This window comes from Rhodococcus sp. NPDC057014 (genome assembly GCF_042673295.1).
GTDB lineage: Bacteria > Actinomycetota > Actinomycetes > Mycobacteriales > Mycobacteriaceae > Rhodococcus_F.
Genome location: NZ_JBHUSF010000099.1, coordinates 1 through 26,761, shown reverse-complemented (window position 1 = coordinate 26,761; position 26,761 = coordinate 1). Strand labels below are relative to the sequence as shown.

The window sequence follows — 26,761 nt, the reverse complement described above, 5'->3', positions numbered from 1 at the left end:
CCCGAGAGCTGGGTCGATCAGAGTTCGCGCGTCGTTACGAAGCCATCGTGCTGATGTCGATGACGAAGCGATACTTGACATCACCGGCAGCGACTCGGTCGTAGGCCCGATCGATCTCATTGGCGTCGATCACCTCTACCTCGGCGGTGATCCCGTGAGTGGCACAGAAATCGAGCATCTCCTGGGTCTCTTCGATACCACCTACGAGCGTGCCCGCGATCGAGCGCCGGTTGTGCAGCAAGGAGAACACGTCGAAGCTGATCGGACGCTTCGGGACACCGAGATTGACGAAAGTTCCGTCGAGCGCGAGCATCTGCAGGAAGGCGTCGTAGTCGAGGTTCGCCGGCACGGTCGACACGATCAGATCGAAGGTGTCGGCGTAATCGGTGTAGACCGTCGAATCAGTCGACAGGCGATAGGCATCAGCGCCGCGCCGCAGAGCGTCCGCTTCCTTGTCCATGGTCAGATCCAGCACGGTGGTGTGGGCACCCAACGCCTTGGAGATCGACACGCCGACGTGTCCGAGGCCGCCGAACCCCACGATCGCCACCTTGCTGCCGGGGCCGGCCTTCCAGTGGCGGAGGGGTGTGTACGTGGTGATTCCGGCGCACAGGAGAGGCGCAGCCTCGTGCAACGGGAGACTGTCCGGGATCCGGAGTACATACGCCTCGTCCACAACGATCTTCTCGCTGTACCCACCCTGGGTGACCTTCCCGTCGCGGCCGACGGCGTTGTAGGTCCGGATGTGTTCGACGCGGCAGTACGACTCGAGGCCGGCCTTGCAGTGGTCGCACTCCCGGCACGAGTCGACGAAACACCCGATTCCGACACGGTCACCCACGGAGAACTTGCTTACTTCAGCGCCGACGGCGGAGACGGTTCCGGCGATCTCGTGTCCAGGGACCAATGGATAGTTCGTCTTGCCGAATTCGCTTCGCGCGCGGCTGACGTCCGTGTGGCAGATCCCGGCGTACGCTATGTCGATCAGTACATCCGCCGGGCCGACCTCCCGTCTCTCGATCTTGGTCGCTTCGAACGGCGCGCCCGGGGCCGCCGTGGAGCGGGCGTTGACAAGCATCATTCGTCCTTTCTCTCCGCCACTGCCGACCAGCTTTGTGGCCGAGGCGGATCGGATATGAATCTGTTCAGGTCGGTCAGAAGACGAATACGCCTTTGCCCGCGTCCTGTTTGTCGAACTTCGTGTACGCCTCTTCTGCCTGGTCCAAGGACCAGCGATCGCTGAACAGGTCGTCGACCGGCAGCCGGTGACGATCGATGAAATCGGCACATTCCAGCTGCTGAACACTCGACAGTGACCATGAGGTCATGACGGTCAGCTGCCGCGAGAGGTTCTTCCGCACATCGAGTTCGACGGTGCCACCCAGCCCCACCACGCACAGACGACCCCATGGTGCCAGCGCCGCCACGGCTGACTTGGCAGCTGCGGTGGCACCGGACGTCTCGACAATCGCGGGTGCGCCCAATCCTCGAGTCAGATCTTTGATCGCCTGGACGACGTCGCCGGACCCGGCGTCGACGGTCTCGGCAGCACCGAACTGAATCGACTGGGCCAACCGCTTGGGCTCGAGATCGACCGCTATGACTCGCGCTCCCCGGGCGGTGGCGAGCATGGTGGCGGAGAGACCGACCGGTCCTTGCCCGAACACCACGACATCGGTGCCACCGATGTCGCCGAGTCGTTCCAAGGCGCCCCACGCGGTACCGGTCCCGCACCCGATCGCCGCGCCGGCCTCGAAGGAGAGGGAGTCGGGAAGTCGAAGTGCCGACCTCGCGGCAACCTGCATGAACGGAGCATGGGCACCGTGCGCGTTCTTGCCGTACACGAGGGGAGCGCTGGTGGTGCACATCTGGGTCCACCCGGACCGGCATGCGACACAGCGTCCGCAGCCCGCGTAGTGATGGATCATCACACGATCACCGATGGCCAAACTGTCGTCGACACCGGGGCCCAGCTCCTCGACGATGCCGGCCGGCTCGTGGCCACCGATGCAGACCTCTGCCGGGCCGGGTGTCGCGTCAGCGGGTGCACGATAGTAGTGCAGGTCGCTCCCGCACATGCCCGAAGCGGTTACCCGAACGACGACCTCACCCTCGCCTGGCTTCGGGTCCGGAAATGGGCGCAGTGAAACCCGCCGATCTCCGTGGAACACCAGACCCTGCATTACGACCTCCTGCTATGAATGATTTCACGAGTGCCGAGCATTCTCAGATGGCTCCGGTCGAGCGCAGTTGCTCGACGTCCTCGGCGGACATGCCCAGCTCTTCGATCAGGATCTGGTCGGTGTCGGCTCCCAGCCCGGGGGCCCTGGTCGGCTCCACGATCGGTGAGTCGGAGAGGAACAGCGGGCTGCCGAGCGTCATCCACGAGCCCTTGTCGTCGGACATCCGGCGCAGAACGCCACGCTCGGCGATGTGGGGATCCACCATCAGTTCGGCAAGGTCTATGACGGGCGCGGTGGGGATGCCGGTGTTCTGCAACAGGTCGGCTACCTCTTGCTTGGTGTGAGTGCTCGTCCACCGTTCGACGATCATGTCGACGTCGTCGACATGATCGCAGCGGCCCCCCATCGAATCGAAGCGGGGATCCTTCGCGTCGGGGTCACCCATGATGTCGCACAACCGATCCCAGTGGACCTGAGTGGGGCACAGCACGGTCACCCAGCCGTCGCGTGCGCGGTACGCGTTGTACGGTACGACGGCCATGCCGCCGTGACGGTTCCCGGTCCGCTCCGGCATCGAGTTCTCGCTGTGGGCCATGCCGGCGATGTTGGAGGTGAGTGACGGCAGGATCGCGTCCTGAAGCGCCACTTCCACGTGTTGCCCTCGCCCGGTGTGCTCGCGCTGATAGAGCGCCGCGAGGACGCCGCCGACGAGATGGGCTCCTCCCATGAAGTCGACCACCGAGGGGCCGGTGCGAGTCGGGGGCCCTTCCATGAACCCGGTTGTGCTCATGACTGCCGTGCGGGCCTGGATGGTCAGGTCCATCGCGGGTTGTCCCGCGTACGGCCCGAACGAGCCGAATCCGCTGCCGGAAGCGACGATCAGCTGTGGATTGATCTTCGCCAACTCTTCGTAGCCCAGGCCGTAGCGGTCCATCGCGCCCGGCGCGAGATTCTGGATGAGAACATCGGCGGTTTCGGCGAGTCGCCGAAGCACGGCCTGTCCGTCGGGGTTCTTCAGGTCCAACCGCATGGCGCGCTTACCGGAGTTCAACATGCTGAACTGGACTGACGAGCCGTCCTCCGCGGCGGTGGCCAGCCTGCGATAGGGGTCACCCGCGGGCGCCTCGATCTTGATGACGTCAGCGCCGAGTCGCGCAAGCAACATCGAGCAGTAGGGCGCGAAATAGAACTGCCCGACGCAGATGACCTTCACACCGTTGAGTGCGGGCATACCCACCCCTTCATGATCGTAATTACGGACAAAAGTTTGTTACTGCGGAACGATAGGCGCGGCCATGGGAGGTGTCAATGAACGAGAAGGGCGCCGAGGCGGCATTTGCCCGCCGTCGAGTGAGCGGTCGACGCGAACCCTTGACTGGTGACTGGCGCCACAGTTATCGTCAGAGGGATCTCTATTAGGAACACTCGTACTTATATACGAACTTGTATCGATGTGCGGGGCCGCGGCGACTCGGCGTCACGTCGGATCGCCCACCATCAAGGAGAAGACCGGATGTCGCTGCACGAGCAGCCGGTGGGAGTGGATTCCCCCGCCTCACCCCCGAGTGCGAACAAGATGCACAAGGTGGCCCTCGCGAGCTTCATGGGCACTGTCATCGAGTTCTACGACTTCATCATTTACGGTACCGCCGCGGCGTTGGTGTTCTCCGACGTGTTCTTCCCGGCACTGGGAGCTCACGCCGGCACCGTCGTCTCGTTCGCGACGCTGGGTGTCGCGTTCGTGGCGCGACCGTTCGGGGCGGTTCTCTTCGGACATTTCGGAGACCGGCTCGGGCGAAAGCGCACGCTGATCGCCACCATGCTGACCATGGGCATTGCGACCGTCCTCATCGGCGTACTTCCCACTGTGGAAACGATCGGTGTCCTGGCGCCGGTCTTCCTTATTCTCTTGCGCATTGCGCAAGGGCTGGCCGCGGGCGGTGAATGGGCCGGTGCCGCGCTCTTCACGACGGAGAACGCGCCGAAGGACAAGCGTGGCTTCTGGGCGATGTTCACCAACTTGGGGGGCGCTGCCGCCAACATGCTGGCCGCAACCACCTTCCTTCTGACCAGTGTGTTCATGACCGACGACACGTTCGTGTCCTACGGGTGGCGGATCCCCTTCCTGCTGAGCGCGCTCCTGGTGGTCTTCGGCCTCTATGTCCGGCTCAAGCTCGATGACACTCCGGTGTTCACCAAGCAGATCAAGGGTGAGGGTGCGAGCTCACTTCCATTCGCGGACGCGTTCCGCAACCAGGGTAGGCAGATCCTCCTCGGCGCCGGCACCTTGCTGATGGCCTTCGCCCTCAACTACATGGGCGCGTCGTACCTGACCAACTACGGCACCGCAACGCTCGATCTGGATCGCTCGCAGGTCCTCGGGGCCGGCGTGTTCGGCGGTGTGATGCTCGGAATCGGCATCATCTCAGGCGGAACCCGCTCCGACCGCGTAGGCCGGAGACGCATTCTTCTGATCACGAACGTTGTTGCGATCCCCTGGGCGCTGGTGCTGTTCCCGTTGCTCGACACGAAATCGCTGGCCGCGTTCTGGATCGGTCTTGCCGTGAGCTTCCTTGTCGCCGGTCACGCATTCGGTGTCGCGGGATCCTTCCTGTCGGAGTTGTTCCACACCAGATACCGCTACACCGCCGCGGGTCTGTCCTACAGCCTCGCCGGAATCTTCGGCGGTGCGCTTCCCCCGCTGATCGCCGCGAGTGTCATCTCGACCTGGGGAGGTCTCGCGTTCGGTGTCCTGCTGGCAGCCATCGGCCTGGTCTCCATCGGGTGCACGCTGAGGCTGCGGGAAACTCGGGACTTCGACTTGGACGACATTCCCGACGCCCCACAAGCCGCCTGATCCCTCACTACTCGTACCGCAGTTCAGGAAGAAGTCCGACCGGTGATCGGCAACCAGATCAGCGGGCGGTGCACTTCCACATCGCGAACCCGTCGACGGCGCCACGGTCCCCGACACAGACGGACAACTTGTTGCGGTGCATACCCCCGGGCACACACCCGGTCACATGGTGTTTCACGATCGAGGCCGGAACATTCTCTTCACCGGCGACCACCGGCACTCCGACACGATCGAGCCACGACGTGATCTCGGCGAGGCGCCGGCGACGGTCCCCTGCAGGGCGCGCTATCTGGGGGGTGCTCGGCCGGGTGAAGCGCAATCCATGCCCCGGTGTCGGTTGACGCGCGCTGCCAGGCCGTAGTGGTCGGGATGGCCGTGGGTTACCACCACGCATGTCGGGTCGTCCAGCGTTTCCCCCGCGCGCGCGAGTCCATCGGTGGACGCCTTCACCCCTCGTCGCTGTCCCACCCCAGGATGAACTTACAAGTAACAGAGGGCTATTCGACGGTGTTCGCCGGGAATGGTGACGATGCCCTTTCCGGTTGTGATGTGCGTGAGCTGGGTTGTTCGTAACGAGATGGCGACTGGAATTCGGCCCAGGGCAACGACACTGGGTGGGTGTCCCGACGCTACGCCACGCCCGTTGCGACGTCCACGGTGACACCGCTGCGGTCGCGCACGGTGGTTTCATTCGAAGGCGCGACGGGCCAAGTCGCTATTGACGAGGACTGTGAGGCGGGATACATTCGAGTTCATAAATGGAGCCAATGGTTCGTATATAAGTACGAATGTATTTCGGCCGCACTGGGCCGCGCGGCATATTCGGCCGCTGCGCTCGCTACATCGAAGGCATTGAGGAGCACCTGCTTTGACCGACTACCTTCCCCCTCCGACGCAGGACTCTCCAGTTGCCGAGCGCCCGACGGAGCCCGCCGATTCGTCCGAGGTCAAGACGAACAAGATGCCGAAGGTGGCGTTCGCCAGCTTCATGGGAACTGTGATCGAGTTCTACGACTTCGGCATCTTCGGTACAGCAGCTGCTCTGGTGTTCGCCCATGCGTTCTTTCCGGCCCTGGGAACCTACGCCGGAACGGTCGTGGCATTCGCGACTCTCGGCGTGGCGTTCGTAGCCCGTCCGTTCGGCAGCATCCTGTTCGGACACTTCGGAGACCGTCTCGGCCGCAAGCGGACGCTGATCTCCACGATGTGCCTGATGGGTGCCGCCACGGTCATCATCGGTCTGCTGCCCACCGCAGCGACCGCGGGGGTTGTCGCACCGATCCTGCTCATCGTGCTCCGCATAGCCCAAGGGCTGGCCGCGGGCGGTGAATGGGCAGGCGCTGCACTGTTCACGTCCGAGAACGCTCCCAGCGACCGCCGCGGGTTCTGGTCGATGTTCACCAACCTCGGCGGAGCCGTCGCCAACATCCTCGCACTGTCGACCTTTTTCGTGACCGGCCTCTTCATGAGCAACGAGGCGTTCATCGCCTGGGGCTGGCGTGTTCCGTTCCTCCTCAGCATCGTCCTTGTCACGGTCGGCCTCTACGCCCGGTTCAAGCTCGAGGAGAGCCCGATCTTCGCGAACGAGGTCAAGCGGCGCGGGCGAAGCAGTCTCCCGTTCAAGGATGCCCTGACGAACCAGTGGAGGGAGATCCTCCTGGGTGCCGGGGCGCTCGTGTCGTCGTTTGCATTCGGCTACATCGGGATCGCGTATCTGATCAACTACGGGACCGCGACGCTGCACCTGAGCCAGCACGGCGTGCTCGCGGCCGGAATCTTCGGAAACGTGGTGAACGGTTTGGCCATGATCTCGGGTGCCATCCTGTCCGACCGGATCGGACGTCGACCTGTTCTGTTGCTCGTCAACATGATTGGCATACCCTGGGCGCTGGTCCTGTTCCCGCTGCTCGACACCGAGTCACCGGTCGCGTTCTGGATCGGCATCACCGTGAGCTTCCTCATCGCCGGCCACGGCTGGGGAGTGTGCGGGTCGTTCCTCTCCGAGCTGTTCCACACGCGCTACCGCTTCACCGCCGCCGGTCTCGCCTACAGCCTCGCTGCGATCCTCGGTGGTGGTATCCCGCCGCTGGTAGCAGCAAGCATCGTCGGCAGTCACGGTGGCTTCGTCTTCGGGATGTTCTTGGCGGGTTACTGCCTGGTGGGCCTTGTGTGCACCCTCGTTCTTCGAGAGACCCGCAGCAGGGCACTGGACGAACTCCCTCCCGACATCGGATTCGCACGAGCCGACAACAACTAGACAACTACACCGGAGTGGTCTCATGAGCCTGACGATCAGAGCATTCTCGGTCGGCCGAGTATTCGGCCTCCCGAAGCCCTCGTTCACCTATCTGCGGGGATGGGGCGACACCATGGACCTCCCGCTCATCATGTTCGTGATCGAAGGCGGCGACGCGCCCGTGGTCGTCGACACCGGGGCCGATCTCAGCCGCGCCTGGGACACCCACCGCATCAAGATGGAACAAACTGTCGAGGAGCGACCGGAGGTGGCGCTGCGGTCCGCGGGGATCGATCCGGACGACGTGCGCCTCGTCGTCAACACACACCTGCACTGGGATCACAGCTCGAACAACCATCTGTTCCCCAACGCACGCATCGTCGTCCAGCAACGTGAACTCGACTTCGCCCGACAGCCCGTGCCCTGGCACTGCCGGCAATTCGAGGCGCTGCCGCATATGGACGCGGCGTGGAAGCGGGCTGAGGACAAGGTCGTTCCCGTCGACGGTGACACCGAGTTGGCCCCGGGAATCACGCTGGTCGCCTTGCCGGGGCACACTCCGGGCTCGCAGGGAGTTCTCGTCGAGGCAGACACCACCCGCTACCTCATCGCCGGCGACTGCGTCTACCTGTACGACAACTGGGAGGGCGACGCCGAGGCCGACCACATTCCCGTCGGACTCTTCACCGACCTCGTGGCCTATCAACAGAGTCTGCTGAAGATCGAAGCCCTTGACTGCGAGGTCATCCCGAGCCACGACTTCCGTGTTCTCGAACGGTCGATTTTCAAGTGACCTCGCCGATTCTCGAGGCCGCCGAACCCCGGCTCCCTGCTGAACATCATCGCCTGTCTCCGGAAGGAACCCAGTGAAACGAGAAGCCGTCGTCGTCTCCACGGCACGCACCCCGATCGGAAAGGCCTACCGCGGCGCCTTCAACGACACCCAGCCGCAGCACCTCGCCGCCCACGCGATCACCGCCGCGGTCGAGCGGGCCTCGATCGACCCCGCCGAGATCGACGACGTCGTCCTCGGCTGCGCCATGCAGGAAGGCGCCTCCGGGCTCAACATCGCCCGCCAGGCGTCGCTGCGCGCCTCGCTGCCGGTGACCGTGCCGGGTATGACCATCGACCGCCAGTGCGCATCCGGGCTGATGGCCATCGCCACCGCCGCGAAACAGATCATTGCCGACGGCATGACCGTCACGGTCGGCGGCGGCGTCGAATCCATCTCGCTGGTGCAGAATGATCACGCGAACCGCTACCGGACCCGCGACCCGTGGCTGGTGGAGAACCTGCCACAGACGTATATGCCGATGCTCGAGACGGCCGAGATCGTCGCCGAACGCTATGGCGTCTCCCGCGATCGCCAGGACGCCTTCGCCCTCCTGTCCCAGCAACGCACCGCAGCCGCTCAGCAGGCGGGGCTGTTCGACGCCGAGATCGTTCCCCTCACCACCACCAAGGTGGTCACCGACCGCTCGACCGGGGAGGCCGGCGTCGAGACGGTCACCGTGACGCAGGACGAAGGCAACCGCCCGCAGACCGATCTCACCGGACTCGCCGGGCTGCGCACCGTCCTCGCGGACGGGCACGTCACCGAGAAGGCCACCGTCACCGCAGGCAACGCCTCCCAACTCTCCGACGGCGCATCGGCCGCAGTGCTCATGGAAAGCCGGGAGGCAGCCCGCCGGGGCCTCGATGTCCTCGGCACCTACCGTGGGATGGCCGTCGCCGGCAGCCACCCGGACGAGATGGGCATCGGCCCCGTCCACGCCATCCCGAAACTGCTCCGCCAGCACGACCTGAAGATCGATGACATCGACCTGTGGGAACTCAACGAGGCCTTCGCCTCCCAGGCGGTGTACTGCCGCGACCACCTCGGCATCGACCCCGATCGCTACAACGTCAACGGCGGCGCCATCTCCATCGGCCACCCCTACGGCATGAGCGGCGCCCGCCTCGTCGGACACGCATTACTCGAAGGGCGTCGCCGCGGGGCCCGATACGTCGTGGTCACCATGTGCATCGGCGGCGGCATGGGCGCCGCTGGGCTATTCGAAATCTGAATCAGCAAGGCGCCCTGGAAGGACGAACGCAAGGAGTTTCGCCTTTCGCGCAAGGAGTCCGGCTACTTGCCGTCGAGTTGCTTGTCGGCGAGGAATTTCGAGACTTCGTCGGCGATCTGGGTGTTGTTGAGGTCGGAAAACGGGAAGTGGGTGTTGCCGGTGATGCCGATCTCGGGTAGGTGGACGACGGTGGCGTCGCCGCCGTGGCGGTTGACTGCATCGGCCCACAGCCGTGCCATCTGAAGCCGGGCCCGCCAGCTGTCCTGATTCGGCTGATTGGTGGGCTCGCTGGGGATGTTGTCGCCGTAGTAGATGACGATCGGAATCTTCGTCAGCGCGGTGAACTGTTCCATCGGAACGATTTCCGGGCTGAGGGTGTCGAAACCGTTCGGGATCGGTTGTGGTGCTTCCCCTTCGGGGAAGACGAATCCGCTGCCCGGCTCGAACGCGACGATACCCTTTACGTCGGGATTCTTCATGGCGGTCTGCCAGCCGGGCCCTCCACCCTGGGAGTGGGTGAAGAGGATCCCCTCGCCGATCCGGTCGAACAGGGCTGACAGGCTGTCGGAGATGACCCCGGCGTCGAAGGGACCGGTGTTGGGCGTCATCGAACGGTAGAACTGGTCCAAGGCTGCGGGGTCGCTCGAGAACTGCACCCCGGGGAACATGTCCGGCCAGGTCCCGAGGCGGAACTGGTTGAACCACAGTTGCTCGTCCGGGGTCGGGGTGACGGTGGTGCCGACCATGCTGCGGCCCGCGTCACCGCGCCGCGGCTGGTCGACGAGATAAGTGGAGAACTGTTTGCGCAGGAACAGGTTTTGGAAACCTTCCCGGCCGTCGGCGGTGGTCTCCCAGGTCTTGGCGGACTGACCGGCACCGTGCAGCATCACGATCGGCAGGTTCCGGGCGTCTCGGGGAACCTGGTAGTAGGCGTAGGCGTGGTCGCCGTGATAGGTCTGTCCCTGCGGATCGGCGGGACGACGAGGATCGAACTGGCCGGGCGCGGTTGCCATGGTGCCGCCGACGGTGAAGCTGCCCTGCTCGGCGATGGTGAGTCCGGTCGCAGGTGAGTCACTTCCACTCTCGCCGGAGCTGCAGGCGGTGAGCGCAGCGGCGACGGCCACCGCCAGGGCGGCCATCCGTGTCCGCGTGCCGATCGTTGTGGTGTGCATATCGTCTGTTCTCCCGACTAGAGCGTGTTCGAAGTATTGGCGTTGGATGGCCGACGCCGTCCCTGTGTTGCGTGCCGGCGAGATTTCCGATGCCCCGGGGCCCGCGGTCAACCGGGGGGCCGCTGGGCGAGATCGGATCTCGCGGAGGGCATCCCGAATCCCTGTCTTGCACCCCGGGGAGGTGTGTCACACCACGCATCCCGCATGACGATAGAGAAACTGTCGATGCGTTCGGTGTGAAAAGATGTGAGCTTCCTATGAAGTGCCCGAGAACCAGTCCACCCGGTGGGGCACGGGTGGACTGGATCGCCGTCAGCCGAGTTGGCCGGCGGGGCGGAGCAGGATCTCGTTGATGGCCAGGTGACGGGGGCGGGCGAGGGTGAAGGCGATGACCTCAGCGATCTCCTCGGGCTTGACCGTGGCTGCGTCGTAGCCCTGCTGCACGGCCTGCCTGGTGGCCTCGTGGGTGATGTGAGTGGGCAGCTCGGTGTCGACGACACCAGGTTCGATCAGCGTGACCCGGACGTCCGGCAGCAGCTCCTGGCGGAGGGATTCGGACCATCCGTTGACGCCCCACTTCGTGGCGGCGTAGACCCCGTTGGTTGCCCTCGCCGTGCGTCCGGCGACGGAGGAGATGTTGACGAGGTCGCCGCCGCCATCTTTGAGCTGGTCGAGGAAGACCTCGGTGGCGGTGATCGCGCCGAGCAGGTTGACCTCGACCATGTTGCGGTAGTCGGCGCGCTGTTCGGAGGAGAACGGCCCCAGGAGCATGGTTCCGGCGTTGTTGACCAGCACGTCGGCCCCGCCGAGCTCGTCCTGCACCCGCTGGGCTGCGGCCACGAGTGCGTCGCGGTCGGTCACGTCGGCCTGGATGGCGATCGCACCGTCACCGAGCTCGGCGACGAGGGCTTCGATGCGGTCGAGGCGGCGCGCGAGGAGCGCGACGCTGTACCCGTCGGCATGGAGGGCGCGAGCGGTGGCCGCGCCGATCCCGGACGATGCGCCGGTGACAACCGCAACACGGGGAAGGTTTTGGGAGTCAGTCATGTGATTGGTTTCCTCCTGATTGGTCGGGGGTCTCGCAGTGGCAGCGCCCGACATACAGTGGGATGCTCGCCCTGCTGCCTTTCCAGCACACCATGGTGACGCCGAATGCGGGAGTAACCGGCTATCCGTGTACTGGTATTACTCTTTACCGCCGTCGATCGGGCGTGACGTGCACGAGCGGACCCCTTGTCCGTGCCGCTGTCTCACACGAGGTTGTTGGCGCTGAGCCACTCGTCGAGGTCCGGGGCCGCTTCTGCGACGGTCTCGCCCTGAATGGCCAGCCCGTCACGGACCTCGCTGTCGGGAAGGGCATCGCGGTAGTCGTCGTCGATGCCGCTCATGCCGCTGACGGCGTAGGTGACGAACGGCAGGATCGTCTTCCCGGCGAGGTCGAGGCCTTCGACGAAGGTGGACATGATCATCGGGGTGCGCATGTTCCACACGGGGCTCCCCAAGAGCACGATGTCGTAGCCGCTGACATCGGGAAGCGGGTTCGCGATTGAGGGTCGGGCGTCGTCTCGTTGCTCTCGGCGGTTGCGCTCGACCGTCGGGTCGTACGCATCGGGATAGGGGTCGGCGGCCTCGATTTCGTAGGTGACACAGTCGATCCGGTCGGAGATCATCCCAGCGAGGACTTCGGTGTTGCCGACCTCCAGGTTCCGGCGGCCCCGGTAGTAGTAGTTCTCGCCGGCGCGGGAGAAGTAGACGAGTAGCACCCGCGTGCCGGGGACGGTGGTTGTCTCGGGATCGGGTGTCCTCGGGGTTCGCTCTCCGGTGGCCGGGCCCTCCTGCGGGCGCTGCTCGGTGGTGCAGCCGGTGAGGACCGCGGCAATGGCCGTGATCCCGGTGAGCCCGGCGGTCAGGAGTGTTCTGCGGCTGAGGGATTCGTTCATGATGTCGTCAGGTGCGGGTCGGCGGCGGTGCTCACGATGCTGCATCGGTGCTGCGGCTGAGTTGCTCGAACCGATCGACGTCGCGGGCGGCGTCGTCGGCGGCCGCGCGAAAACCGCCGAGTGCATCGCTACCGAGAACGAGCAACTTTGGTGGCTCGGCGTCCTCGGCGACCTGCAGGATCGCGGCCGCCGCCTTCTCCGGTGCGCCACGCTGCGGACTGAGCGCCGAGTCACCTGTCCGCCCGAGGACCCGGTCGTACGCCTCGATCCGGATGCTGGACCGGTCGGCGGAGCGTCCGCGAAAGTCGGTGCGCAGCGATCCGGGTTCGACGACCATCACGCGCAGCCCCAACGGCTCGACCTCCTTGCGGAGTGAACCGGACAGTCCCTCGAGGGCCGCTTTCGCGGCGGAATAGTAGCCACCGCCCGGAATGGTGATGCGCGCGCCCACAGATGAAATGTTGATGATCAGGCCGTTCCCGCGGCTGCGCATACCGGGCAGGGCCGCCTTGATCAGCGCAACGGGACCGAAGAAGTTCGTCGCGAACAGGCGAGCCACAGCCTCGGCCTCGCCTTCCTCGACGGCGGCGGTGTACCCGTAACCGGCGTTGTTCACCAGCACGTCGATACCGGTCCAGTTCTCCTCGACCCGCGCTACGGCGGCATCGATGGACGACGGGTCCGTGACGTCCAGAGACGTGATCAACGCGGTTTCCGGATAAGCCGCCCGGAGGTCGTCGAGGGCGTCCGTGTTCCTCGCGGTGGCGACGACCCGATGCCCGGCAGCGAGAACACGCTCGGCGAGCGCGCGGCCGAGTCCGCTCGATGCCCCGGTGATCAACCACGTCCTCATTCGTCGACCTTCTCGATGGCGAAGTCGGTGGTGGCACTGACGTGCGCCCACCCGTCGATTTCGTCGATGCGCCCCTGGAGCTCCTCGCGGACGATCCGAATGGCGTCGGTCCCGAGCAGCAGGCGGAACGGGGCGTCCTTGCCCTCGACCGCGGCGATGATGACCTGCGCCGCGCGATCGGGGTCACCCTGCTGGGTACCGTGGGTGTGGTCGTTCTCCTTGCGGCGCTTCCCGGCGGTGTCGGCGTAGTCGTCGATCACGGTGCTGGACTGGTTCAGGGAGCGACCGGAGAAGTCGGTCCGGAACGCGCCGGGCTCGAGCACCATCACCCGGATCCCGAGCGGTGCTACCTCACGGTTCAACGCGTCGGACACGCCCTCCAACGCTGCCTTCGTCGCGGTGTAGTAACCGGAGGCGGGGTTCGATCGGGGCGCGCCGATCGAGGATACGTTCACGATGGTGCCCGACCGGCGGGAACGCATCTGGGGTAACACCTGCTTGATCAGATCGACGGGGCCGAAGAAGTTCGTGGCGAACAGCTCGTCCACCTCGTCCGCAGCTGCTTCCTCGACCGCGGCCCGGTACCCGTGTCCGGCGTTGTTCACCAGCACATCGATGGCCCCGAACCGGTCGGTCCCCGCGCTGACCGCGGCGACTACCTGGTCGTGGTCGGTGACGTCCAGCGGCACCGCCAGCGCACTGTTCGGGTGCGCGGCGACGAGGTCCTGTACGTGGTCGGCGTTGCGGGCGGTGAGCACCGCGTTGTCGCCGTGCTCGAGGACGGCCCGTGCCAGTGCGGCTCCCAGGCCGCTCGAAGCTCCTGTGATGAACCAGGTGGTCATGTTCGTCTCCTTCGTCGTGCGTAGTGCGTCCGGCGCTCGCGCCGGGCCGCCGGGCAAGGAGGCTGTCCGGGGCGCGGAAGCAGAGGCCGTATGCCCATTTCATCGCACCGTGCGCGACTGTGGGAGTCACGTCTTATCCGTGTATTGGCAGTTCCTCCCACAGCACCGTCGCCGGCGTTAGCGTTGAAATATGGATCACCGAGCAGAAGTGGCCGAGTTCCTGCGGACCCGCAGGGACCGGATCACCCCGGACCAGGCGGGCATTATCGGCGGGGGACGCCGCCGTGTGCCCGGGCTGCGCCGCGAAGAGGTCGCCATGCTCGCCGGGGTCAGTGTCGAGTACTACGCGCGGATGGAACGCGGCGATCTCACGGGCGTCTCCCCCGAAATACTCGACAGCATCGCCAGAGCTCTTCAGTTCGACGATGCCGAGTGCGACCACCTGGCGGATCTCGCCCGAGCCGCCGGACCACCGCCGCAGCGGCGACGCAAACGACCCGCCGAGCAGACCGTGACGCCCACGTTGCAGCGGTTCCTGGACGCGGTGACCGGCGCACCGATGTGGGTGCGGGACCGGCGTATGGACTTCATCGCCGCCAATCCACTGGGGCGGGCGCTCTACGCGCCCATTCTGGAGGATCCGGCGAACCGAGGCAATACGGCCCGGTTCACGTTCCTCAATCCCGCCGCGCAGATCTTCTTCCCGGACTGGGAACAGAACGCCGACAACGTCGTCGCGACCCTGCGCACCTACGCCGGTCAAAATCCGCTCGACAAGCCGCTCACCGATCTGATCGGGGAGCTCGTCACCCGTAGCGACACCTTCCGGCACCGGTGGGCCGCCCACAACGTCCGGCATCATCGCGGTGGGATCAAACGCATCCACCACCCCGCCGTCGGCGACCTCGAATTCTCCTACGAAGCAATGGATCTGCCGGCGAACCCGGAATGGTTCATGTTCGCCTATACCGCGGAGCCCGGTAGCCCCACGGAGGAACGACTGAAGCTCCTCGGCAGCCTTGCCGCCACCGGCCGGACAACCAGCGACGCCCGCGCGCCTCGCTCCTTCTGATCGGCCCGCCCCATCCCTGGCTGGAGAGTCACACCGCCGAGTCCTGCAGTCCGATGCGAAGGGTGTACTCCCAGTTACTCCCTCATCTGACGCCGAGTGTCTAACGTCGAGGAACATGAGTATGAACGTGACTTTGAACAATGGCGTCGAGATGCCCGCGTTGGGCTTCGGCGTCTTCCAGACCCCGCCCGAGACCACTGCCGCTTCCGTCGCCGAGGCCCTCCGGGTGGGCTACCGGCTGATCGACACGGCCGCCTCCTATTTCAACGAGCGCGAAGTCGGCGAGGGCATCCGCCGGTCCGGGCTCGACCGTTCCGAAGTGTTCGTGGAGACGAAGATCTGGATCAGCGACTACGGCTACGACCAAACCCTGCACGCCTTCGACAAGAGCGCGGGCAAGCTGGGCGTCGACCAGATCGACCTGCTCCTGCTGCATCAGCCCGTGCCCACGCAGTTCGACAAGACCGTCGAGGCGTACAAGGCGCTGGAGACGCTGTTGGGCGACGGCAAGGTCCGCGCGATCGGCGTCAGCAACTTCATGCCCGACATCCTCGCGAAACTGCTGGAGCAGACCGATGTCGTGCCCGCGGTGAATCAGGTCGAGGTGCATCCGTACTTCACCCAGGCGGACGTGGAGGCCGCGGACACGGAGCGCGGGGTGCTGACTCAGGCGTGGTCGCCGATGGGCGGCATCACCAGCTACCGTGGCGACGGCGCTCGGTCGACCTTCGACGATCCGGTGATCGGCGAGATTGCCGCCGCCCACGGCAAGACTCCCGCCCAGGTCATGCTGCGCTGGCACCTGCAGGAGGGCCGCTCGGCGATCCCGAAGTCCGTCAACCCCGAGCGCATCGCCTCCAACTTCGACGTGTTCGACTTCGAGCTCACCACCGACCAGCTCGGCGCGATCGACGCACTCGACACCGGTGTCCGCGGCGGACCCGATCCCGTGACCGTCACCCCCGAGCTGTTCGCCCGCGACATCCCGGAAGCCTGAACCGCAACTCGCGGTGACCCGCTGAGCGCCATGTTCGAACGGATGGCCAACCGGTGAACCTCGAGGCCACATTCCGGTTCCGGGCGCCGCCGTACACACCGATCGCGTTGTAGGTCCCGTCCTCGTACCCGGTCGCCGACCCTGTGCTGCTTGCCGGCGGCCGGGGCGACACAGTGGCAGGAACAGATTCCGAAGGAGATGGCCCGCCGCTGAGGTCGGAACAATCCTGCCAGCGGCACGAGAGCAACGGCGGAGGCAACGGTCGCCAGCGCGGCGCGTGTCACGGTGTCGGTTCTCATCCTTCAAACGTAGAAGGTGCCAGGCTCTTTCGGGAGGAACGGGCGGTACACCCCTGGCACATAGGAAACACTCATATTTTCACAGGGGACACATCGAATTGGGCACTATCCTCACGTGCCATGCGGTTTGCAGCGCCAACCAAAACCGGCTCCAGACTCCCAACCGGACGGATCGACCTGTGACAAGACCAACTGCCCTACGGCCCACCCTCGTGGAACCGACAACTCGGATCGCCGTGGGCGCGCTCTGCGCGATTGCAGCCTCCTCTGCAGTATTTCTCCTGCTCGACCTGTATGCAGTAGTAGCGATGCGAAGCAGACTCGAATCAGCCATCAGCGCATACGGTGTCGGCAGCGGTCGTTGGATCTTTACCCTAGCCATTCTCTTCCTTGCTGCGGGCTCCGCTGCGCTACTCGTAGCAGTTGTGGACCAACAGCTCACGAGGTGGAGATCCGGCGCGACCGTCGCCCTGACACTGTGGGTTCTCGGGCTCCTCGCCATCGCAATCTTTCCCAAACAGGACTGGTCTCAACCCCCGAGTATCAGTGGCAGTATTCACCTCACCGCGAGCGGGATTGCATTCGTCAGTCTTCCCATCGCGGCTGTTCTCCTCGCCAAGCCATGGCTTCGGCATCGAACCCATGGTGTGCACGCCCGACGGACTCGGCTCTTCGCCTGGCTGGCGATCGCAAGTTTTTCTCCACTCCTCTACGCGTTCGTCGTCGCTGCGGTGACCGGCGTTGCCTGGTGGGAGGTCGTGACCTTCGGTCATTCCGAGCGCCTACTGGCAGTGAGTGAAGTGGCGACATTGGCCGTGATCGGCACCTGGGTCCTGACGAGGAAGTGAAGTACAGAATTTACGTGGGTGCTGCGTCCAGATAGGTTGTGACAACAAGGATCAGGAAGATCATCGCGAAGATGATCGCCCCCTTCCGGGTGATCAGCGGCTCGAACTCGTGAGTTTCGTCGTCTGTGTCGTTGCGTGAGTCCATGCACCGATCACTGTCCGTTCGATAGGCAGCCCGAGTACTACCCGTCAGTCCACACCTTGTCCCGCACCCGAAGAGGTTTGCCACAGCACGCATGGCGCATGACGATAAAGAACCTGTCGGTGTGTTCTGTGTGAAAAGATGTGAGGTTTCTATGAAGTGCTCGTGCATCCTATGATCACAAGAGTCGATCAGGAATAATGGTCGCAGTGTCATCAACTCGTCCGGATATTCACGCTGCCGATTCGGGACGTCGCCGCGCCGTTCTGGCGCAACTGCCCCGGATGTACCGAGCAGACGGGTCGACGATTCGCGTGCTACTCGTCGACGACGAGCCGTCTCTGACCGACCTGGTGGGTCTCGCCCTCGGGTACGAGGGTTGGGCCGTCGAGGTGGCGCACGACGGTTCGACCGCTCTGCAGAAATTTCGGGAGCAGCAATTCGACGTCGTGGTCCTGGACATCATGCTGCCCGACATCGACGGGCTGAGTGTGCTCCAGCACATACGCGGCTCGGGCGGGGGAGTGCCGGTCCTATTCCTCACTGCGCGGGATTCGGTCGACGACCGGGTGATCGGACTGACCGCCGGCGGCGACGATTACATGACCAAGCCCTTCAGCCTGGAAGAACTCGTTGCACGACTGAGGGGCCTGCTACGGCGGGCGGCCGATTCGATCTCGGAGAACGATGCGGTACTGACCGTGGGCGATCTTTCGCTGGACGAGGGCAGCTACGAGGTGAAACGGGGCGGCGACAGCATTGCGCTCACCGCCACCGAGTTCGAACTGCTCCGCTACTTCATGCACAATCCCAGGCTTGCGCTCAGCCGGGCGCAGATTCTCGACCGCGTGTGGAACTACGACTTCGCCGGTAAGGCGAGCATTGTCGACCTGTACGTGTCGTATCTGCGGCGAAAGATCGACGCGGGTCGGGAGCCGATGATTCACACCGTTCGCGGCGTCGGATACATTCTCAGGCCAGCAGAATGACATTGTCGGGCCGCTTCCTCGCTCGGGGACCGTGGAGTCTGCAACGGAAATTGGTTGCAGCACTGACCACAGTGATCGCAGTTGTCCTGCTCGTAGTCGGAGTGGTCGGTGTAGTGACGCTGCGCGCGTCGGTCACCACTGTCGTCGACAAGCAATTGACCGGATCGATGTCCGTATTCAGTCACTCGGTCGACAAGTATCGTGACGGAAGCCCGGTCGCCGCTCCCGGCGTCGACCCGAACTACGTGAAGCCGTTGACCGAATTCGGCGGGCAGGCTCCGGGCACCGTGATCGTGCTCCTGGACGACGGAGTGGTCACCGACTCCGCGGTGTTCTCGGACTCCGAGCCGGTCCCGCTGAGTTCCGAGGCAATTACGCAGATCGAGAACAGGGAGTGGGCAGACAATCGCCGTCAGGATTTCGACGTGGCGGGCCTCGGCGATATGCGGATGGAAAGCCTTGCACACGATGAAAATTTGACTCTCGTCGCCGGAATATCGTTGAAAGCGGCAAACGAGGCTGTGGTCCACGAAACCGTGGTGTTGTCGATTCTGGCGATTGCGGCACTCGTCGCGACGGTGATCTGCACGGTCCTCGTCATCCGGGTCGCCTTCCGACAGTTGAGTCGCGTGGTCGCCACGGCGAAGAAGGTCACCGATCTTCCGCTCGGCACCGGTGAGGCGGCCCTCACGGTGCGGGTCGCGGACCCCGACACGGATCCACGGACCGAAGTCGGCAAGGTCGGGGAAGCGCTGAACCACCTGCTCAGTCACGTCGACGACGCTCTCGCGGTCCGCGTGGCGGCGGATCGGAGGATGAAGCAGTTCGTCACGGATGCGAGCCACGAATTGCGGACTCCGCTGGCCGCCATCCAGGGCTACGCCGAGTTGACTCGACAGGACAGCGACCAGCTGCCCGAGATGACCGAGTACGCACTTGCTCGGATCGAATCGGAAGCCAAGCGAATGGGCGCGCTTGTCGCCGATCTCTTGTTACTCGCCCGTCTGGACGAGGGCCAAGACTTGCACACGACGTGTGTCGATCTCGCCGACCTGCTGGTCAATGCGGTGAACGATGCCCGGGTCTCGGCGCCCCTGCATCGCTGGTCGGTGGTCGTGCCCGAGTCCGCGGTCATGGTGAATGGTGACAACGAGCGCCTGCATCAGCTCGTCGCGAACCTTCTGTCGAATGCGCGGGTACACACCCCGCCGGGTACCGCAGTGGTCGCAACATTGACAACCACGACCGACGACCGGGACGTGGTGACGGCCCAATTGACGATCACCGACGACGGCCCTGGAATCCCGCCGGATCTGCTGAAGACCCTGTTTCAGCGTTTCGTTCGGGGCGACAAGGCCCGGTCCCGCGAGACCGACAGCACCGGCCTCGGACTGGCAATCGTCTCGTCGATCGTCGACGCGCATCACGGGCAGGCGAGTGTCGAGTCGACTCCGGCCGGGACGACCTTCCGCGTTCGGATTCCTGCGATCGAACCCTCCGGCACTGCCACCGTCACCCATCAGCGACTCCGGACATCCGCGGTCACGCGCAATTAGCGTACGAGCGGTGAAATCACGAACTCACTGGAGGGGCATATAGGTTCTGTCTGTCAATTGCGGAGGTGGTGGGTATTGGCGTGAGGAGTATGCCGCGAGGTCAGTGTGGTGTTCCTGTAGTGGCGGTCTGCTCCACTTCACGCGGCGTGTCGATCATTCGAGCGCACTGAAGAATTCGGCGATTTCGACCAGGACGAAACGCTGTTGGCTGGCTTGAACGACAGCGTATAACCGGGGAGCTTGTGTGCGGCGACGGCGACGCGTTCGGTGAGCAGCCGGACTATCTCGAGAAACTCGAACACCGAGCACGGCCAGCCATGTGACAGCAGAAGCCAGTCGAAGTCGTTCTGCCAATAATCGGTGAGCGATCTCAGATACGCGAGGCACGTCCCCGTGGTCCATGGCGCAAGCGGCGGCTCGTCGGGAAGACGCGTGCGCGCGAGCCGCTCGTGTAGATCCGCGAGCGCGGCGTCGAGACACGCAGGGTGAATGGTTTGGGCGTGTTCATCGCTGAATCCTAGCGGGAACATCCTGTGAGGCAGTGGTGGATGAGGACGCGTGCAGGAACGAAAGAGACTGCCCTGCAACGTGACATTACGTTGCGACGGTTGGGTTAACTTGGGCCGGTCTGCCTCTGTCCGGGGTTGCTGTGCGTGGAGGGCTCGGAGTCCGCGGGTGTGTGGGTGGTCGCGACCCAGCTGCGTAGCAGGTCGAGGGCGTCAGCCGACGGAGTTCCCGGATCGGCGAGGTAGGTGGCGATTCGGACATCGGGGGTCGAGCCGACGGTCAGGGTCTCGAATGCAACAGTGAGCTCGCCGACCACGGGGTGGCGGATAGATTTGGTTCCGCTGGCGTGGACCGCGACCGTGTGCCCCGCCCACCAGGTGCGGAATTCGGGGCTGTGGGTGGCGAGCTCGCCGACGAGGGCCATGAGGGCACGGTCGCCGGGATCGCGGCCGGCGAGGAGGCGCAAGCCAGACACGCTCTGCCGGGCGCTGCGTTCCCAGTTGACGTAGAACTCCCGGGAGCGGTCGTCGAGGAAGAGATAGCGCGTGTGGTTGAGCGGTTCGCCGTTCTCGGGAAATAGATGTGGGAACAGCGCTCGTCCGAGGATGTTGGCTCCGACCAAGTCGCCGAGCCGTCCGAGCGCTACGGCCGGGACATCGCCCATCGCGTCGAGGAGTTGCGTTGCTCGCTGCGGCAGAGACGACTGGGGCTTGACACGTGAGGTCCGCGCGCCTTCGGATGCTCGTGCGAGGTCGAACAGATGTTGGGTCTCCACCTCGTCCATGTGCAATGTGCGGGCCAGCGATTGCAGCACGCTCTCAGATACTCCACGGAGGTTCCCCCGTTCCATCCTGGTGTAATACGTTGTGCTCACTCCGGCGAGCTGCGCGACCTCCTCGCGGCGGAGTCCGGGTACGCGGCGTTCGCCGCCGAAGATCGTCACACCTGCCTCCTCGGGAGTGAGGCGTGCCCGCATCCCGGTGAGGAATTGCTGTACTTCGCGGCGGAGATCCATGCAATCGACCGTAGCCCTCGTGGTGGGCTGCGTGGGAGTGCATGGAAGTGCCTGTCAGCGTCGACCGAGCTGGCTTCTGGGGGATAACGACAGTGACTCTTACACTGCTCGACGAGTGCCTACTGTCGAGGCATGTCCCAGAAGACGCTCACCTCGAACACCGGTGTCGAGATGCCGGCAATCGGACTCGGTGTCTTCCGGGCCCCGCCGGACTCCACGCCCGTTGCTGTCGAGGAAGCTGTCTCGCTTGGCTGCCGCCACATCGACATGCCCGCCGCGTACCTCGACGAACGAGCGGTCAGCGAACGCATTTAGCGCGCTGGCACAAGAGAATTCGGCCGTGCAGGTGATGCTGTGCCGGCACCTCCGGCGGGGCCACTCCACTATCCCGAAGTCGAAGACATACCCGAGGCGTGAGCCCACGCCGTCACCGCCCGCGGTGACGACAAAGTTCAACAACTGATCAGGAGAGCGCAGTGCACAGCAACCCGACCGATCGCGGTCGCCGCAGATTCTTGATGGGGGCTGCGGGGTTGGCCGCAGCCCCGCTGGTCGCCGGCATGGCGGCTGGCTGCGCGTCGACCGAGCAAACCACGCAGGCCGGTGCCGTCGGCACGAGCGGCGCCGGCGACGGTCCGGGGCTCGTGGCCGCGGCCACAACGGTCACCGGGCGCCGCACACTCGGGGCCTTGGAAGTCTCGAGCATCGGGCTCGGGTGCCAAACCATGCCCGGCAAGCTCTACGGTCCCGTGAGTAGTCGTGCGGACATGGTCACCCTCACTCGAGCAGCCGTCGACCAAGGAGTGACCTTCTTCGACACGGCCGAAGCGTATGGGCCCCTCGAGTCCGAGCGAATCATCGGGGAAGCTCTCGAGCCCGTCCGCGATCAGGTAGTGATCGCAACGAAGTTCGGGTTCGACTTCGACCCACAATCCGGTGAGAGACGCGGCGGCCCGAACAGCCGCCCGGACCACGTCCGGCAAGTGGTCGACGAGATGTTGCAGCGCCTGCGAACCGACCGAATCGACCTGCTCTACCAGCATCGAGTGGATCCCACGGTCCCGATCGAAGACGTGGCAGGCGCCGTGAAAGATCTGATAGGCGAGGGCAAAGTCCTGCACTTCGGCCTGTCCGAACCAGGACCCGAGACTATCCGCCGCGCACACGCGGTCCAACCGCTCACCGCGATCCAAAACGAGTACTCGATGCTCTGGCGCGGACCCGAGAACGTAATCCTGCCGCTGTGCGAAGAACTCGGGATCGGATTCGTGTGCTGGGCACCTCTGGGAATGGGCGTCACGACCGGGACGATCAATCCCTACACCCGGTTCACCGAGGGAGACTTCCGCGCCGCGGTGCCCCGGAACGCGCCCGACTCCTTGGCAGCGAACATGCCCCTGGTCCAACTGATCCAGGAGTGGGCCGTGCGCAAGGGCGCCACCGCCGCGCAGATCTCCCTGGCTTGGCTGTTGGCGCAGCGTCCGTGGATCGTCCCGATTCCGAGCGCCACGAGAACCGCCCACCTTCTGGAGAATCTCGGAGCGGAGGAAGTCACCTTCAGCGATGACGAGCTTCAGGAGCTGAACACTGCTTTGGCAGGAATCACGATCCACGGCGACCGGCTACCACCGGCAATACTCGCCCAGGCCGGTGTCGAAGCGCCCACTCGATAGCGATACACCGGCGCACCAGTTTGCAAGTCAGATGGCTGGGCCCTCGTTTCGGTGTCCGACGGACGCGCCGTGATCGGGGGCCGCATTATGACCCAACCCAGCGTCACATTCGAGTGGCGGCGATACTCTTGAATTAATCATCGATACGCCAGTCAGTTACTGGTCATGCCGTCGGGGCCAGTGCGTGGAATTACGAGTCGACGGGGTGAGTAGTCCGTCCGATGGGTGAAGGTGATCCGCTCGACACGCAGCGGAACCCGCCGTCCCCGGCCGCGGAGTTGGCAGGCACCGGCTTCGACGACGCCCAGGAGATCGGGCGCGGCGGTTTCGGCGTCGTCTACCGCTGCACGCAGGCGGACCTGGATCGCACGGTGGCGGTGAAGGTGCTCACCGTCGATCTCGACGAGGAGAACAAGGCCCGGTTCTTCCGGGAGCAGCGGGCCATGGGCCGGATGACCGGGCACCCGAACATCGTGAACATCCTGCAGGTCGGAGCGACCGCGAGCGGTCTTCCCTACATCGTGATGCCGTATCACCCGCAGGATTCCCTCGACGCGCTGATCCGCCGCCGCGGGCCGTTGCCGCTGGCGGAGGCGCTGCGGCTGGGGGTGAAAATGGCGGGTGCGGTGGAGACGGCGCACCGGCTCGGGATCCTGCATCGGGATGTCAAACCCGCGAACATTTTGCTCTCCGATTACGGGGAGCCGGAGTTGACGGATTTCGGCATCGCGCACATCACCGGCGGTTTCGAGACCGCGACCGGTGTCGTCACCGGGTCGCCGGCGTACACCGCGCCGGAGGTCCTCGCGGGTGATCCGCCGAGTCCGGCCGCGGACGTGTACGGGCTCGGGGCGACGTTGTTCAGTGCGCTGACCGGTCATGCCGCGTTCGAGCGTCGCAGTGGGGAGCAGGTGGTCGCGCAGTTTCTGCGGATCACCACGCAGGAGGTGCCGGATCTGCGGGAGCACGGAATCCCCGAGGACGTGTCCGAGGTGATCGCCCGGGCGATGTCCCGCGAGCCCGGTCGGCGACCGGCGACCGTTGCCGCCTTCGGGGAGGAAGTGCGGCGGCTCCAGCTCGATCATGGCTTTCCGGTCGACGAGATGGCCCTTCGCGCTGAACCGGACACACAGGGCGACAACCGGCGCCCGCGCTCAGAAGGACGACCGCGGCGTGCAGGTGCCGCCACTCCCATCACGACAGGGACTCTTCCCCTGGAATTGACCAGTTTCGTGGGGCGCCGGCACGAGCTCACCGAGGCGAAGAACCTGCTGGCCGGATCGCGGCTGGTGACGCTGACCGGGATCGGCGGGGTGGGCAAGACCCGGCTGGCGATGCGCGTCGCGTCCGCTATGCAACGTGAGTACGACGACGGTGTGCGCCTCGTTGAGTTGGGTGAGCTCCGGGAGGAGTTGTTGGTCGACTCGGTAGCCACCGCGGTGGGGGTGCGGGACCAGTCGGCGCGGCCGGTGGGGGAAGTCCTGGTCGAGTTCCTCGCCCCGCGGGAGGTGCTGTTGGTCCTCGACAATTGCGAACATGTGGTGGACGCGGTCGCGGAACTCGCGGGCCTGCTGTTGCAGGCCTGTCCGCGGCTACGGATTCTGGCCACCAGCCGTGAACCGCTCGGGATCGGTGGGGAGGCGGTGTTGCGGGTGCCGCCTCTGGGGGTCCCGGACCCGGAGCGGACTTCGTCGGTGCGGGGATTGCCCAAATACGATGCGGTGACGTTGTTCGCCGAACGCGGTGCTGCGGCCGTTCCGGGTTTCGCGCTGACCGAGGAGAACGCGGCGGCGGTGGCCGGGATCTGTCACCGGCTCGATGGGTTGCCGTTGCCGATCGAGTTGGCGGCGGCCCGGTTGCGGGCGATGACGCCAGAGCAGATCCTGCGGCGGCTGACCGACCGCTATGCGCTACTGACCCGCGGCAGCCGGGGTGCGCCGACGCGTCAGCAGACTTTGCGGTTGTCCGTCGACTGGAGTTTCGAGTTGTGCACCGCAGGTGAGCAACTGGTGTGGTGTCGGCTGGCGGTCTTCGCGGGGAGCTTCGAGCTCGATGCGGCGGAACAAGTGTGCGGTGCGGGCCTGGATCCGGACGAGTTACTCGACACAGTGACATCCTTGGTGGAGAAGTCGATCCTGATCCGGGAAGAGCATGGGTCGGTGGTGCGCTTCCGGATGCTCGAGACCCTCCGCGAATACGGCGACGAGAAACTCGAGCAAACCTGTGAGGCTGTGCCTTTGCGTCGCCACCACCGAGAGTGGTACGAGCGGTTGGCGCTCGAAGTCGAGGCCGAGTGGATCAGCGCCGATCAGCTCGGCTGGATCGCCCGGCTGAAGCGGGAGCAGCCGAATCTTCGTGAGGCCCTCGAATTCAGCGTCGACGACGATCCTGTCGCCGGCCTGCGGACCGCTGCCGCACTCCACGTGTTCTGGGCTTCTCAGGGTCTCTACAGCGAGGGGAGGCGCTGGCTTGATCGCCTGCTCTCCCGTGAGAGCGGACCACCCACCCCTGAACGGGCAAATGCACTGTACTGCGCCACCGTTATGGCAAATGCGCAGGGCGACATTCACGCCGGGACAGCACTTGTCGAGGAGGGGCACACGCTCGCAGCACGGAACAGTGACCCCATGATCCGCGCGTTCGTCTCGTTTGCCGACGGCATGCTGGCCCTCTACCGAGGTGACCTCGTACGCGCCCGCTCTCAACTCGAAGCCACACTCGCCGAATTCAGCAAACGCGGAGATCGAACACTCGAAGTGGCCGTCCTGTATCCGTTGGGGACGGCCTATGGGCTGAGTGGCATGACGGAGCGGTCGATCGAGAGCCAGGAGCGTGTCCTCGCGATCACGGAAAAGTACGGCGAAAAGATGTATCGGTCGCATTCGCTGTGGGCCTTGGGCATTGCCGTGTGGCGGGATGGGGACGTAGATCGCGCGGTCCGGGTCCTCGAGCAGTCGCTGGAGCTGACCCGGCACGTGCATGGCCCCCGCATCGCCGCCTCATGTCTCGAAGCACTGGCGTGGATCGAGGGCGATCAGCGCAACCTCATCAGGGCTGCAACGCTGATGGGAGCCTCAGAGGCTCTGGCGCGGTCCGTGGGCGGTACTGTGATCATTCATTCCGATCTGCTCGTCTACCATCAGAACTGCGAGCAGGATGCCCGGCAAGAACTCGGAGTCGCAGCCTTCGAGAAGGCCCACCGCAAGGGTGAACAGCTCGGCTTCGACGCGGCCATCGCCTTCGCTCTCCACGAGCAACCTCCCGCTGCCTCCACTCCCGACACCGACGCGTCGACGCGATTGACCAAGAGGGAACGTCAGGTCGCCGGCCTGATCGCCGAAGGCCTGACCAATCAGGCCATCGCCGGCCGCCTGGTGATCTCACCCCGCACCGTGCAGGGGCACGTGGAGCACATCCTGGCGAAACTGGGCTTCACCTCCCGCACCCAGGTCGCGGCCTGGGTCGCGGATCGGGCACACGACTAGGTATCGCGCTTCGCCTGATAGTGGACGCC

Annotated in this window: 25 protein-coding genes; 13 read left to right on the top strand and 12 right to left on the bottom strand. The window is 64.9% G+C overall.

From position 1 onward, the window contains the following. Positions 1-34: 34 nt before the first annotated feature. The 3 genes from ACFTZB_RS20435 to ACFTZB_RS20425 form a co-directional block, all read right to left on the bottom strand. Positions 35-1,081 carry an NAD(P)-dependent alcohol dehydrogenase gene (locus ACFTZB_RS20435; protein WP_378433764.1) on the bottom strand — a complete coding sequence of 349 codons (1,047 nt, stop codon included), beginning with the start codon at positions 1,079-1,081 and terminating at the stop codon, positions 35-37. A 73-nt stretch (positions 1,082-1,154) separates the two neighbouring features. Continuing rightward, positions 1,155-2,183: a zinc-binding dehydrogenase gene (locus tag ACFTZB_RS20430; protein ID WP_378433763.1), complete on the bottom strand. Its 1,029-nt coding sequence runs from the start codon at positions 2,181-2,183 to the stop codon at positions 1,155-1,157. Between the two features lie 43 nt (positions 2,184-2,226). Continuing rightward, a complete protein-coding gene (locus ACFTZB_RS20425) occupies positions 2,227-3,414 on the bottom strand; it encodes a CaiB/BaiF CoA transferase family protein (RefSeq protein ID WP_378433762.1) in 1,188 nt (395 codons plus the stop codon). Positions 3,415-3,696: 282 nt separating this feature from the next. Between ACFTZB_RS20425 and ACFTZB_RS20420 the strand changes: the two genes are divergently transcribed. Both ACFTZB_RS20420 and ACFTZB_RS20415 read left to right on the top strand, forming a co-directional pair. Continuing rightward, entirely contained in the window at positions 3,697-5,040 is a 1,344-nt protein-coding gene (locus ACFTZB_RS20420; protein WP_378433761.1) for an MFS transporter, read from the top strand. Between the two features lie 136 nt (positions 5,041-5,176). Next, the gene (locus ACFTZB_RS20415) at positions 5,177-5,401 is read left to right on the top strand and encodes an MBL fold metallo-hydrolase (protein ID WP_378433760.1); all 225 of its coding nucleotides are present in this window, start codon (positions 5,177-5,179) and stop codon (positions 5,399-5,401) included. Here ACFTZB_RS20415 and ACFTZB_RS20410 read toward each other — a convergent pair. Further along, positions 5,326-5,490 (bottom strand): MBL fold metallo-hydrolase, encoded by a 165-nt coding sequence (locus ACFTZB_RS20410; RefSeq protein WP_378433759.1) that lies wholly within the window; start codon positions 5,488-5,490, stop codon positions 5,326-5,328. The two genes, ACFTZB_RS20415 and ACFTZB_RS20410, sit on opposite strands and share 76 nt — an antisense overlap. 418 nt (positions 5,491-5,908) lie before the next feature. Between ACFTZB_RS20410 and ACFTZB_RS20405 the strand changes: the two genes are divergently transcribed. The 3 genes from ACFTZB_RS20405 (at position 5,909) to ACFTZB_RS20395 (ending at position 9,342) form a co-directional block, all read left to right on the top strand. After that, positions 5,909-7,297, top strand: coding sequence for an MFS transporter (locus ACFTZB_RS20405; protein ID WP_378433758.1), 1,389 nt, complete (start codon positions 5,909-5,911; stop codon positions 7,295-7,297). 22 nt (positions 7,298-7,319) lie between these two features. Beyond that, a complete protein-coding gene (locus ACFTZB_RS20400; protein ID WP_378433757.1) occupies positions 7,320-8,069 on the top strand; it encodes an N-acyl homoserine lactonase family protein in 750 nt (249 codons plus the stop codon). 73 nt (positions 8,070-8,142) lie between these two features. Then, positions 8,143-9,342 carry an acetyl-CoA C-acyltransferase gene (locus ACFTZB_RS20395; protein ID WP_378433756.1) on the top strand — a complete coding sequence of 400 codons (1,200 nt, stop codon included), beginning with the start codon at positions 8,143-8,145 and terminating at the stop codon, positions 9,340-9,342. A 62-nt stretch (positions 9,343-9,404) separates the two neighbouring features. Here ACFTZB_RS20395 and ACFTZB_RS20390 read toward each other — a convergent pair whose 3' ends face one another. From ACFTZB_RS20390 to ACFTZB_RS20370, 5 genes are all read right to left on the bottom strand, one after another. Further along, the gene (locus ACFTZB_RS20390; RefSeq protein ID WP_378433755.1) at positions 9,405-10,514 is read right to left on the bottom strand and encodes an alpha/beta fold hydrolase; all 1,110 of its coding nucleotides are present in this window, start codon (positions 10,512-10,514) and stop codon (positions 9,405-9,407) included. 312 nt (positions 10,515-10,826) lie between these two features. Further along, entirely contained in the window at positions 10,827-11,561 is a 735-nt protein-coding gene (locus ACFTZB_RS20385) for an SDR family oxidoreductase (RefSeq protein ID WP_378433754.1), read from the bottom strand. 203 nt (positions 11,562-11,764) lie between these two features. Then, positions 11,765-12,454, bottom strand: a complete 690-nt coding sequence (locus ACFTZB_RS20380) for a flavodoxin (protein ID WP_378433753.1) — start codon at positions 12,452-12,454, stop codon at positions 11,765-11,767. A gap of 31 nt (positions 12,455-12,485) precedes the next feature. Next, positions 12,486-13,307, bottom strand: coding sequence for an oxidoreductase (locus tag ACFTZB_RS20375; protein ID WP_378433752.1), 822 nt, complete (start codon positions 13,305-13,307; stop codon positions 12,486-12,488). Beyond that, a complete protein-coding gene (locus tag ACFTZB_RS20370) occupies positions 13,304-14,149 on the bottom strand; it encodes an oxidoreductase (protein WP_378433751.1) in 846 nt (281 codons plus the stop codon). Before ACFTZB_RS20370 ends, ACFTZB_RS20375 begins: the two co-directional genes overlap by 4 nt. Before the next feature lie 190 nt (positions 14,150-14,339). Between ACFTZB_RS20370 and ACFTZB_RS20365 the strand changes: the two genes are divergently transcribed. From ACFTZB_RS20365 to ACFTZB_RS20355, 3 genes are all read left to right on the top strand, one after another. Continuing rightward, positions 14,340-15,221, top strand: coding sequence for a helix-turn-helix transcriptional regulator (locus ACFTZB_RS20365; RefSeq protein WP_378433750.1), 882 nt, complete (start codon positions 14,340-14,342; stop codon positions 15,219-15,221). Positions 15,222-15,342: 121 nt separating this feature from the next. Beyond that, positions 15,343-16,218 carry an aldo/keto reductase gene (locus ACFTZB_RS20360; protein ID WP_378433749.1) on the top strand — a complete coding sequence of 292 codons (876 nt, stop codon included), beginning with the start codon at positions 15,343-15,345 and terminating at the stop codon, positions 16,216-16,218. A gap of 511 nt (positions 16,219-16,729) precedes the next feature. After that, complete coding sequence (locus ACFTZB_RS20355) at positions 16,730-17,365, top strand: DUF998 domain-containing protein (RefSeq protein ID WP_378433748.1); 636 nt, start codon at positions 16,730-16,732, stop codon at positions 17,363-17,365. 10 nt (positions 17,366-17,375) lie between these two features. Here the strand turns inward: ACFTZB_RS20355 and ACFTZB_RS20350 are convergent, their stop codons facing one another. Continuing rightward, complete coding sequence (locus tag ACFTZB_RS20350) at positions 17,376-17,510, bottom strand: hypothetical protein (protein WP_378433747.1); 135 nt, start codon at positions 17,508-17,510, stop codon at positions 17,376-17,378. Positions 17,511-17,707: 197 nt separating this feature from the next. On the opposite strand from ACFTZB_RS20350, the gene ACFTZB_RS20345 reads away from it, so the two are divergent. Both ACFTZB_RS20345 and ACFTZB_RS20340 read left to right on the top strand, forming a co-directional pair. After that, entirely contained in the window at positions 17,708-18,496 is a 789-nt protein-coding gene (locus ACFTZB_RS20345; protein WP_378433746.1) for a response regulator transcription factor, read from the top strand. Between the two features lie 71 nt (positions 18,497-18,567). Beyond that, positions 18,568-20,052, top strand: coding sequence for a sensor histidine kinase (locus ACFTZB_RS20340; RefSeq protein WP_378433745.1), 1,485 nt, complete (start codon positions 18,568-18,570; stop codon positions 20,050-20,052). Between the two features lie 137 nt (positions 20,053-20,189). On the opposite strand, the gene ACFTZB_RS20335 is transcribed toward ACFTZB_RS20340, so the two are convergent. Then, positions 20,190-20,582 carry an epoxide hydrolase N-terminal domain-containing protein gene (locus tag ACFTZB_RS20335; protein WP_378433744.1) on the bottom strand — a complete coding sequence of 131 codons (393 nt, stop codon included), beginning with the start codon at positions 20,580-20,582 and terminating at the stop codon, positions 20,190-20,192. An 83-nt stretch (positions 20,583-20,665) separates the two neighbouring features. Next, positions 20,666-21,574 (bottom strand): helix-turn-helix transcriptional regulator, encoded by a 909-nt coding sequence (locus ACFTZB_RS20330; protein WP_378433743.1) that lies wholly within the window; start codon positions 21,572-21,574, stop codon positions 20,666-20,668. Between the two features lie 132 nt (positions 21,575-21,706). Between ACFTZB_RS20330 and ACFTZB_RS20325 the strand changes: the two genes are divergently transcribed. From ACFTZB_RS20325 to ACFTZB_RS20315, 3 genes are all read left to right on the top strand, one after another. Continuing rightward, the gene (locus tag ACFTZB_RS20325; RefSeq protein WP_378433742.1) at positions 21,707-21,889 is read left to right on the top strand and encodes a hypothetical protein; all 183 of its coding nucleotides are present in this window, start codon (positions 21,707-21,709) and stop codon (positions 21,887-21,889) included. 161 nt (positions 21,890-22,050) lie between these two features. Further along, on the top strand, positions 22,051-23,247 hold the full coding sequence (locus ACFTZB_RS20320; protein WP_378433741.1) for an aldo/keto reductase: 1,197 nt from the start codon (positions 22,051-22,053) through the stop codon (positions 23,245-23,247). Positions 23,248-23,468: 221 nt separating this feature from the next. After that, positions 23,469-26,732 carry a protein kinase gene (locus ACFTZB_RS20315; protein ID WP_378433740.1) on the top strand — a complete coding sequence of 1,088 codons (3,264 nt, stop codon included), beginning with the start codon at positions 23,469-23,471 and terminating at the stop codon, positions 26,730-26,732. The last annotated feature ends 29 nt before the right edge of the window (positions 26,733-26,761 follow it).

What these genes read in the sequence shown, in the direction of transcription:
- ACFTZB_RS20435 (WP_378433764.1), bottom strand. Translation starts at nt 1,081, where the DNA reads ATGATGCTTGTCAACGCCCGCTCCACGGCGGCCCCGGGCGCGCCGTTC.
- ACFTZB_RS20430 (WP_378433763.1), bottom strand. Translation starts at nt 2,183, where the DNA reads ATGCAGGGTCTGGTGTTCCACGGAGATCGGCGGGTTTCACTGCGCCCA.
- ACFTZB_RS20425 (WP_378433762.1), bottom strand. Translation starts at nt 3,414, where the DNA reads ATGCCCGCACTCAACGGTGTGAAGGTCATCTGCGTCGGGCAGTTCTAT.
- ACFTZB_RS20420 (WP_378433761.1), top strand. Translation starts at nt 3,697, where the DNA reads ATGTCGCTGCACGAGCAGCCGGTGGGAGTGGATTCCCCCGCCTCACCC.
- ACFTZB_RS20400 (WP_378433757.1), top strand. Translation starts at nt 7,320, where the DNA reads ATGAGCCTGACGATCAGAGCATTCTCGGTCGGCCGAGTATTCGGCCTC.
- ACFTZB_RS20390 (WP_378433755.1), bottom strand. Translation starts at nt 10,514, where the DNA reads ATGCACACCACAACGATCGGCACGCGGACACGGATGGCCGCCCTGGCG.
- ACFTZB_RS20385 (WP_378433754.1), bottom strand. Translation starts at nt 11,561, where the DNA reads ATGACTGACTCCCAAAACCTTCCCCGTGTTGCGGTTGTCACCGGCGCA.
- ACFTZB_RS20380 (WP_378433753.1), bottom strand. Translation starts at nt 12,454, where the DNA reads ATGAACGAATCCCTCAGCCGCAGAACACTCCTGACCGCCGGGCTCACC.
- ACFTZB_RS20375 (WP_378433752.1), bottom strand. Translation starts at nt 13,307, where the DNA reads ATGAGGACGTGGTTGATCACCGGGGCATCGAGCGGACTCGGCCGCGCG.
- ACFTZB_RS20370 (WP_378433751.1), bottom strand. Translation starts at nt 14,149, where the DNA reads ATGACCACCTGGTTCATCACAGGAGCTTCGAGCGGCCTGGGAGCCGCA.
- ACFTZB_RS20365 (WP_378433750.1), top strand. Translation starts at nt 14,340, where the DNA reads ATGGATCACCGAGCAGAAGTGGCCGAGTTCCTGCGGACCCGCAGGGAC.
- ACFTZB_RS20360 (WP_378433749.1), top strand. Translation starts at nt 15,343, where the DNA reads ATGAACGTGACTTTGAACAATGGCGTCGAGATGCCCGCGTTGGGCTTC.
- ACFTZB_RS20350 (WP_378433747.1), bottom strand. Translation starts at nt 17,510, where the DNA reads ATGGACTCACGCAACGACACAGACGACGAAACTCACGAGTTCGAGCCG.
- ACFTZB_RS20345 (WP_378433746.1), top strand. Translation starts at nt 17,708, where the DNA reads ATGGTCGCAGTGTCATCAACTCGTCCGGATATTCACGCTGCCGATTCG.
- ACFTZB_RS20335 (WP_378433744.1), bottom strand. Translation starts at nt 20,582, where the DNA reads ATGTTCCCGCTAGGATTCAGCGATGAACACGCCCAAACCATTCACCCT.
- ACFTZB_RS20330 (WP_378433743.1), bottom strand. Translation starts at nt 21,574, where the DNA reads ATGGATCTCCGCCGCGAAGTACAGCAATTCCTCACCGGGATGCGGGCA.
- ACFTZB_RS20325 (WP_378433742.1), top strand. Translation starts at nt 21,707, where the DNA reads ATGTCCCAGAAGACGCTCACCTCGAACACCGGTGTCGAGATGCCGGCA.
- ACFTZB_RS20315 (WP_378433740.1), top strand. Translation starts at nt 23,469, where the DNA reads ATGGGTGAAGGTGATCCGCTCGACACGCAGCGGAACCCGCCGTCCCCG.